This is a genomic window from Acidisoma sp. L85 (genome assembly GCF_009765865.1).
Classification (GTDB): domain Bacteria; phylum Pseudomonadota; class Alphaproteobacteria; order Acetobacterales; family Acetobacteraceae; genus Acidisoma.
In genome coordinates this window covers 1-7,960 of the sequence record NZ_LMUQ01000076.1, presented here as the reverse complement: position 1 = coordinate 7,960, position 7,960 = coordinate 1, and the positions used below count along the sequence as shown (strand labels likewise).

Genomic DNA, 7,960 nt, shown 5'->3' with positions numbered 1-7,960 from the left:
GGGCCCCCGGGACCGCCGTAGCGTGGGGCCCCAGGCGGCGGAGGTGGGCGGCGGTTGCCGCCGCCGCCTCCATAGCCGCAGTTCCAGCAGCCATCACCGTAGTCGCCAACAACCCCGGGCGGGCCGTAGTCAGGCGCGTAATACGGAGCTCCGCCGTAGTCAGAGCCTTCAGGGCCGTAGCATCCGGCGAGGCCAAGCGCCGATGCCACCACGATCACCATCGCGGCCGGTTTGCTCATGATCCGGAATGAGCCTCGCGCTCGGCAACACCGTGCAGACGGCCGGCGAGGGCGAGGTCTAACGCCGTGACTCCGACCACCATTAGCAAGCCTGCCAGTGCGCCATTTCGCCGAGGGTTACGTGTCGTGACGCCGGATGCGAGCGTGCCCATGTCGAGCGCATCACCGCCGACCCGCGCCCAAACCCAGAGCATCGGGTCGCGCGCGACAAGTAGGCCGATGCCGGTGCAGATTTCTCGCAGTCCATACAGGCCAACCAGGGTTTGGTTTCGGATTCCGGTTTTTCGGGATACGCCGCGGCGCGCGAAAAGGTCGACCAGACCCAAGCCGATGCTCAACACGCCCAGCGCGCGGGCTAGGGTCAGGTCGTTCTCCGAATAAGAAGGCCTATCGCGTATCGCCATCGTTCATCTCCTGGACAATGCCGAAATGGGCATTGAGCGCACCCGGTGTCAGCACGACTCCGCGATGCACGGAGGGTTTATCTGTTGCCTTGGCGTGCGTTCCTCCGCGAGAATGCGTCGAGCCCCGCTAGGGCGCGAGTAAGTCCCAAAGCGGCAGCGGCTAGGCAGCACGACGGCGGGGATCACAATCGCCGTGAAACGCCGCTTTTGCCGAGAGCATCGCTCGGCGAGCACTTGCTCGAGCTTAGCTCCAGACCATGCCGCGATTGCGGCAACCAGACTTCCCCTCCCGCCCAGGCACGGTAAGGGAGTGCACTCGTGCCTCACGGTTTGGCTTCAATCCCGCTAATCAGCCAGCTTGCGGATCATTTCTAAGAGTGATGTCCTTCGCGATCATGCGGGGTGCGAAGAATTGCGTCAGTACTGGGCCAAGAATGGCAGTAGTTAGCATCAGCACCAACACCGCGTTCAGCATCCGTTCATTCAACAATCGTTGCCCTGATGGATTAATCGCGTCGTAAGCGACAAGTGCGGCAGCTAGCGTCGCCGCGACCTGTGGCAGAGTAAGCGACCACATCGTCATCCTCGCCGGCATACTGTATCCGAAGGCCTGTCCAGTGGCCTGCGCGGCCAACCATTTCCCAACAAGCAGCGCGCCGATGATGCCAATGACGAGATAAAAGTTCCCGACGATACTTGCGATGAAGACAGGCGGATTGATCAGGAATCCTGTCACGATGAAGAAAATTGGGATGAAGAAGCTGTTTCCGATGAATTCGAGCTTCTCCTTCGCTGGCTTGTCCTGCACAGCCGCATTGACCGCCAGCCCAGCCAAGAAGGCGCCGACGATGCCAGGCAGGTTGATCATTTGTGCCAGAAGCCCGGCGACAACGACGATCGCCAGCATCAGAATAAAGTAGGCATCCTCGTTGTTCTCGACCTGCCGCAGGAGATAGGCTCCCACCCGACTAAGGCCGAATAGGATGAGTGGCACAAAAATCGCGATCTCGACGAGCTGGATAGCGAGACCGGTAACCGAAAAGCCACTCTGGAATGTCGAGAGGCAGACGGCGAAGACGATTAATGACAGGGTGTCGGATACAACCGTGGCTCCGACCGTGACCGTCATAGGCTCAAGCCTGCTCGCGCCGAGTTCCCGGATGATGTTGTTACCCAGCAGCGTATGAGAGGCCAGCAGCGAGCCCAGCACGATCGCTGTCAGCATTCCGTAGCCAAGCAGGAAGCCGACGCCGGTTCCCAGTATCAGCGGCATCATTGTTGTCAGCAAGCCGAAGATCATCGTTTTGCGCTGAGCCTGGCGAAATCGCGTCAGATCGATTTCCAGACCGGCGAAAAACATGAGGAGCAGCTTGCGCCGCGTGGGAACGCAAGAATTCAAGAGGATGCATGGTGCCTCGATTTCCCAGATATCGTAACCCAAGCTGCGCGGGGACGGCTCAGATCAAGGTAACCTCTCCTTTCCAGGCACGGTAAACCAACAAGCATGCTTCGCGCACCCTTTTACGTGTCGTCCGCTGAAGAGTGCGCGAGGCGTTACCCTTGGTTTTGACAGAAACCGACTGATTGAAATCTGGTGGCCAGTTGGGTCGACCAAGCCTGGAACGCGTGTTGCACATCAAGCCACTGATTGAGGGTATCTTTAATGGCAGCGGAAGTTCCGCCACGTTTGCTCACTGCCTGCCAGACGACCGCTCCGTTCCCACCGTCGACGGCATATGCCTCGGCTGTCGCCGTGCCCGCGAAATAGCCCACGTCTTTGTTGAACGCGTATGCTGCCAGATCATAAGCGGTGCTTGCGTAGGGCGTGTATGTTGCGATCGTGTTCACGACGGGATTAGCGCTCGTAGCGTCAATTAGTGCGACACGTAAAACCAACACTCCGGGTCCGGGATTGTGTGCAAGAGGGCACACTTGCTTCATCGCATTCCTCAAGTCTGATGATGCCAAATTAGCAAGCTGTTGGCGCTGGCCGGGGGTCGCTGAGTTCAAGGATGAAGCCGGATCGGCCCAGATCGTCACGGGATCGACCATTACTGCGGTATAGGATGGGGGCTGCACGTTAGTATTCAGGTAGGTGAAGTCCGCTTGTCCCGAAGCGCCCGGCGTAAGGAGCTGCGGGCTCGGAAGGAAACCATTGGCTGGAACTGAAACCGCCATCTGCTCTGTGGCGCCGCCTACGACCTGACCCGTCTGTAGCCCGGAGGTTGCCTTCTGCTGGCAGCCACCAAGGGTGACGAGACACGCAGCCACGGCAATCCATTGAGTCGTCCGAGACATTTTACCTACTTTCGTTCATAACGAGTTCGACACGTGGCAGGTAAAACGACCGGGGGCAACCATCTTTCCTGGGCGCTGGCATCTCCCCGGGTAGGAAAGCTTGGCACGGTAAAACAGTCATTAAAAATTGGGCCTAATTCGAAGCTGAATGCCGGCCGGAGAGTGCAGGGACCGCTTCTTTAAGCTTCGTGCTCTTCCAGCGTCAGATGCGCGATGTAGCCGGAGCGGCTCTCCCCAGCGGCGCGGGCCAGGGCATCCAAGCGCTTCAGCACACGACGCGGCAATGTGATGTTTACCCGCTCAACCGCGTCATCGAGCAAAGCAGGATCCAGCGTGATGACGCCGAAAGTCCATCCGGCATAATCCGGCCGCTGGCGCAGTGCTTCCAGGCTGGACGCCGTGGGAATGGCTCTGCCCGCGTCCAGGGTAGCATCGATCCAGGCAGCCGCAGCCTCCTCGGCTCCGGACATAGCGTCATCGAGTGTGTCGCCGGCCGAGAAGCACCCGGGCAAATCAGGCACGATGACGCCGAAGGCAGTGGTTCCGGTTCCAGGTTCGATGGCAATCGGATAGCGCATGATCTTTCCTTACAGTCCGGCCTGTTTGCGGATCGCTGCCACGAGGCCGTTGCCGAGGTCTTTTTTCGGGTGAGGCACTACGACATGGCCAGAGCGGGTGAGATGCTTGAACACATGATGAGAGCCGCGTACCCGATCTAGGATCCATCCAGCCGCTTTTAAGTCACGGATCAGCTCAGCGCTCTTCATTGTGCGCATTATACACACGAAAGGGCCGGGGGTGGCAATAGCCCAAGACGCCACCCCGTTATTGCTGCAACCTACCCTTCCCTCCTCTGTACGCACGGCAAGTATGTACACTCGTGCCTCACGGCTTCAGGAGCATGCGATCGCGCGGGGTGTTCCGGCTCTCGCTCCTCCATCTCCGCCGCCAGCAGCGCCTCGAGGTAGCCGGCATGGGACTGCCCCTCGCGGGTGGCGGCCTCCGCCAAGCGTACGAATTGCCCGCCGATCGGCGGCATGCGCAGCGCCTTGCAGTGCTGGCGGATGACCTGGTCCTGGAGGTCGACCATCACGCCGTGCCTGCACACGGGCCGAAGAGCAGTAAGTCATAGTCCGCCATCGCGTCGGCATCGGCCGGTCGTCCCATTAAAAAGCGGCTCGTCCAGGTTGGGGGTGTGCAATTGTGGGCGCTTGGTTGACGGATCGGTAGGGCGACCCAGGCACCATGTGCAATCGGGGGCGCTCCAACGGCAGGATATCCTCCCAGGATGGCGAGGCCGCCTGCTCGAGTTGTCCGCGCCGCCGTTCAGCTACGGTTTTCCGCCCCGACTGCAATTACGGGATCGGAGGCGGTGTCAGAGGCAGGAAACTCGGCTAATCAATCGGCATACGAAACGTGAATCGTGTTTCAACCGCGGTGGAGGTGACGTCTAGCCTGCCGCTATGCGCCTGAGCGATCATTGAGGCGATATACAGCCCCAAGCCGAGCCCTTGCTGAGTTGGTCGGAGCGAGTTGCGGTAAAACGGCTGGAACAGATGCTCCATCGTGGCTGGAGGAATTGGCTCACCTGAATTGGCGACCGACAGCTCGAAGAAGCTGCCCTGGGTCCAAGCCTTCGTCCGGATCGACGTATCGCCCGCGCCGTGCGTAATGGCGTTCGCCAATAGGTTGGAGAATAGCTGAGCGACACGCTCACCGTCACACGAGACGGGCTCGACGATCGTGAAGTCAGTTTCGATGACGCGGTCAGGCCATGCCGTTTGCAACTCAGCAACGACCAACTCGAGCAACGGCACCAATGAGGTGCTGGAGACACGCTCCAGAGCGATGCCGCCGCCCAAGCGCCCGCGAGCGAAGTCTAAAACACTATCGATGAGCCCGCTCATCCGCGCCGCGCTATCTTGCATCAGCTTGATGATGCCGGCAGCTTTGTTGTCAAGTGGTCGTTTGGACAGCAATCTAATTCCGCCGTCGATAGCGGCGAGCGGGTTGCGAAGATCGTGGCCGAGCACGGCGATGAACTGCTCCCGCAGTTCGGCGTCATGGCGCTGGTCGATCAGCTCTTTGTCACGCGCGTCACTGTAGTCCTGCGCATCAAGGTGGGTAGCGATCAAGTCGGCGAACGCCTTGAACATCGCTAAGGTGGCAGGAGCATTCAGCTCCCTAGGCTCAGGATCGATTGCGCAAAGGGTACCAAACATTGAGCCATCGGCCCTGATGATCGGCATCGATATATAGCTTTGAAAGCCATAGAGCCGAGGGGTGTGGTGCTGGCTGTATCGCTGGTCTAGGTCAACGTGATCTATGACAACCGGTTCAGCGTTGCGCCGGATTTCGCTGCAGATGGTTGTCTCGACCTTTAGTTCTCCGCCTGGCTTGAGGCCAAAATTGATCTGGTCGAGTAGATTGCACGCGATCCATCGGTCTTCGGTGACCCTGGCTACAGCCGCGAAGCCCATACCGGTCGTGCGGCAAACCACGTCCAGGATCATCGGCACGGCGTCAATCCGGGCGATTGCAGCTATCGCGGCCTTTGCGACATCAGCCATCGGAATATCCCACTTACTCTCCTAGTTCCAGTTTTAGAGCCTGGAGAGATTATATCATTTCCAATGGGGGTGAGCGCCTCTCGGTTCCTTCGTATTGGTCCTACGCTGCCAGGCGTCTGATCGTTTCGACGATCTTGGGCAACTGATAGGGCTTGGGAAAGAAGACGGCGGCGGGATCGAAATCCTGGAGGCGGTCGTGGATGAGCGGAGCGAAGCCGGACACAACGACGAGGATAATTGTCGGATGGAACCCGCGGGCGTGGGTCGCAACGTGAATGCCATCCATTTTGCCCGGCATTTGGACATCGGTGAACAGCACACCGAAAAGCTCTGGCCCCATGAGCCGTAAGGCGGCTTCATCACCTGACGAGGCCTCTTCGACGTCAAAGCCCTCGTCTCTGAGAAACTGCCCAGCCATCAGCCGGATGAGATGCTCATCCTCAACGAGCAACACGCGCAACGCCCCATGCAATTCTCCCCGGATGCCAGCACCTTGTCTTATCAAGGGATTGGCCAGGGTATTGCCAAACACGACGGCGGCATTGCTGGGTACAGGCACCCACCGGGGCTTCAGATTGGGGCAACCCGCCCTGCCCTTATAGTGTGGCACGGTAAACCAGGATTACCGTGCCTATTTCTTCGATAAATGGCTGGTTTAGAAGCTATTTTCCATGAGAGCGCCTTCCTAGGATTGCCGAAATGCCGGCTGCCGAGGGTTTCCTGGGGTGGAGTGTGATCGTCGAGCCAGGTCCTGTCGCCCGGTTCTGCTGCTTAAAGTTCCAGTAGACTACGGCGCGCCCGGATCGATAGGTCTTCGGAGGACTTTCCGTAAACCTTCGGTAGACTTTCGGTGGGTTTACCAGTTTCAGAGATTGGGTCGGGCTACCCCTGGGCGCCTTTAGTCTACCTAAGGTATACTTTCGGCTCGGCGCGGGAGCGGCGGCGAGCGGCCGCAAGCTCGCTATCGGGTTCCTTGAGCTGCCATCCGCGGCATGGGGTCGAATTTCACAGGGCCTAGGCTCAACCCAACTATCCTACATAGCGCTTAAATAGTCTCCCGTAGGTCTACGGAAGGTCTACCGTTGCCAGGCCGTTTTCGATTGGTCTAACGTCTACCTGGCTTTGCAGCAGGGGAAGAATGCCGACAATCGTCTTTGCTTCGCCGAAAGGCGGCGCCGGTAAGAGCACGTCCGCCGTGCTGCTCGCCACAGAACTCGCCCTGAACGGGGCGACGGTCACCATCATAGATGCAGATCCCAATCGGCCGGTAAGCCGCTGGGGCCGCCTGCCCGGCAAGCCAGACAACTTGGCCGTTAGAGATGACGTGTCCGAGAAGACAATCGTGCGAACCATCGAAGAGGAGTCTACACGGGCTGCCTTCGTCATCGTCGATCTGGAAGGCACGGCTAGCCGGATGATCCCCTACGCCATGTCACGCGCCGACCTGGTCGTGATACCGACTAGGGGCTCAACGCTGGATGCTGTGGAGGCGGTCTCCGCCATTCGAGAGGTCCGACAGCAGGAGGAGGCTTTTCGAATACAGATACCAGCCGTGATCCTGTTTACCTGCACCAGTGCCGCCATAAAACCGCGGACACTCGCCGCCATCGAGACTGAGTTCAAAGCAAATGGCGTGCCGGTGTTGAAGACCAGGTTGCACGACAGAGACGCCTATCGGGCCATCTTCAGCTTCGGGGGAACTGCGGCCGCCCTCGACCCGAAGAACGTACGGAATATCGATGCTGCGGTGAAAAACGCGCAGGAATTCGCCCAAGAGATTGTTGCACTGCTCCGGGCGAACAGATCAGGGGCCGCAGCATGAACAAACGATCCAGCATCTTCGGGAATCCGGCGCCGGCACCAATGCTAGATGTGGGTGACTTCCAACCAAAGGCGAGACCGGAAACCCGCCCGCCGCCGGCGGAAATAGACGCCGCCAGCCGCTTCAAGAGTCGAGAAGCCGCGCCCGAGGCGCCGGTAAACCTACCGTCTACTAAGCGTAAGCCGATGACCTACAGAACCGGCCGAAATGTGGTGCTAAGTATTAAAACTAGCCAGGAAATGGTCGACCGATTCTATTCCTTGGCGGAAACCAAGGGTTGGAAGGTTGGTGAGACTTTTGAGCGTGCCTTAGAGGCTCTCTCCAGAGAATCTTGACAGCGCCGCGGGAGACCGACGGCGAGTTCCATACTTTCTCGAGTGAATCGTCATCCCGACACCGCCGAGCAGCCTACTATCAGCGCCTTGGGTACGGGCCCTTGGCTAACTCAATAGCCGCTGTGCAGCAACTGTAACGCACGGAGAGTCCAATAGGGGCGCACGTAGAGTCCAATCGCACCTGTGGATAATCTGTCCTAGTGTCCTGGCCGAGAAATAACTAGACACCTTCGCGTGGCTATGATTCGCTGAGTTCCTGGCAGCGCAGGAGACGACGCGTGGCGACACCGAA

The 7,960-nt window shown here is 59.1% G+C and carries 9 protein-coding genes and 1 pseudogene; 2 read left to right on the top strand and 8 right to left on the bottom strand.

Features of this window, described 5'->3' with window-relative positions; translation table 11 throughout:
* The 6 genes and pseudogenes from GSQ83_RS25865 to GSQ83_RS25840 all read right to left on the bottom strand — a co-directional run.
* Positions 1–239 (bottom strand): annotated as a pseudogene (locus tag GSQ83_RS25865) (hypothetical protein); the annotation flags it as partial.
* The gene (locus GSQ83_RS25860; RefSeq protein WP_158805761.1) at positions 236–643 is read right to left on the bottom strand and encodes a hypothetical protein; all 408 of its coding nucleotides are present in this window, start codon (positions 641–643) and stop codon (positions 236–238) included. The pseudogene GSQ83_RS25865 and the gene GSQ83_RS25860, both read right to left, overlap by 4 nt.
* A 349-nt stretch (positions 644–992) precedes the next feature.
* Positions 993–2,003 carry a cation:proton antiporter gene (locus GSQ83_RS25855; protein WP_158805760.1) on the bottom strand — a complete coding sequence of 337 codons (1,011 nt, stop codon included), beginning with the start codon at positions 2,001–2,003 and terminating at the stop codon, positions 993–995.
* A 194-nt stretch (positions 2,004–2,197) separates the two neighbouring features.
* On the bottom strand, positions 2,198–2,941 hold the full coding sequence (locus GSQ83_RS25850; protein WP_158805759.1) for a DUF3313 domain-containing protein: 744 nt from the start codon (positions 2,939–2,941) through the stop codon (positions 2,198–2,200).
* 179 nt (positions 2,942–3,120) lie between these two features.
* Positions 3,121–3,519: a type II toxin-antitoxin system HicB family antitoxin gene (locus tag GSQ83_RS25845; protein WP_158805758.1), complete on the bottom strand. Its 399-nt coding sequence runs from the start codon at positions 3,517–3,519 to the stop codon at positions 3,121–3,123.
* A gap of 9 nt (positions 3,520–3,528) precedes the next feature.
* Positions 3,529–3,708, bottom strand: coding sequence for a type II toxin-antitoxin system HicA family toxin (locus tag GSQ83_RS25840; protein ID WP_158805757.1), 180 nt, complete (start codon positions 3,706–3,708; stop codon positions 3,529–3,531).
* 134 nt (positions 3,709–3,842) lie between these two features.
* On the opposite strand from GSQ83_RS25840, the gene GSQ83_RS25835 reads away from it, so the two are divergent.
* Entirely contained in the window at positions 3,843–4,073 is a 231-nt protein-coding gene (locus GSQ83_RS25835) for a hypothetical protein (RefSeq protein ID WP_158805756.1), read from the top strand.
* A gap of 262 nt (positions 4,074–4,335) precedes the next feature.
* Here GSQ83_RS25835 and GSQ83_RS25830 read toward each other — a convergent pair whose 3' ends face one another.
* Positions 4,336–5,511: a GAF domain-containing sensor histidine kinase gene (locus GSQ83_RS25830; RefSeq protein ID WP_158805755.1), complete on the bottom strand. Its 1,176-nt coding sequence runs from the start codon at positions 5,509–5,511 to the stop codon at positions 4,336–4,338.
* Between the two features lie 100 nt (positions 5,512–5,611).
* On the bottom strand, positions 5,612–6,070 hold the full coding sequence (locus GSQ83_RS25825; protein WP_158805754.1) for a response regulator: 459 nt from the start codon (positions 6,068–6,070) through the stop codon (positions 5,612–5,614).
* Positions 6,071–6,649: 579 nt separating this feature from the next.
* Between GSQ83_RS25825 and GSQ83_RS25820 the strand changes: the two genes are divergently transcribed.
* Positions 6,650–7,333, top strand: a complete 684-nt coding sequence (locus GSQ83_RS25820; protein ID WP_158805753.1) for a ParA family protein — start codon at positions 6,650–6,652, stop codon at positions 7,331–7,333.
* Positions 7,334–7,960 lie beyond the last annotated feature (627 nt).

Bases quoted from the DNA above. Each gene is read 5' to 3' on its own strand.
- GSQ83_RS25860 (WP_158805761.1), bottom strand. From the start codon at position 643: ATGGCGATACGCGATAGGCCTTCTTATTCGGAGAACGACCTGACCCTA.
- GSQ83_RS25855 (WP_158805760.1), bottom strand. From the start codon at position 2,003: ATGTTTTTCGCCGGTCTGGAAATCGATCTGACGCGATTTCGCCAGGCT.
- GSQ83_RS25850 (WP_158805759.1), bottom strand. From the start codon at position 2,941: ATGTCTCGGACGACTCAATGGATTGCCGTGGCTGCGTGTCTCGTCACC.
- GSQ83_RS25845 (WP_158805758.1), bottom strand. From the start codon at position 3,519: ATGCGCTATCCGATTGCCATCGAACCTGGAACCGGAACCACTGCCTTC.
- GSQ83_RS25840 (WP_158805757.1), bottom strand. From the start codon at position 3,708: ATGAAGAGCGCTGAGCTGATCCGTGACTTAAAAGCGGCTGGATGGATC.
- GSQ83_RS25835 (WP_158805756.1), top strand. From the start codon at position 3,843: ATGCGATCGCGCGGGGTGTTCCGGCTCTCGCTCCTCCATCTCCGCCGC.
- GSQ83_RS25830 (WP_158805755.1), bottom strand. From the start codon at position 5,511: ATGGCTGATGTCGCAAAGGCCGCGATAGCTGCAATCGCCCGGATTGAC.
- GSQ83_RS25820 (WP_158805753.1), top strand. From the start codon at position 6,650: ATGCCGACAATCGTCTTTGCTTCGCCGAAAGGCGGCGCCGGTAAGAGC.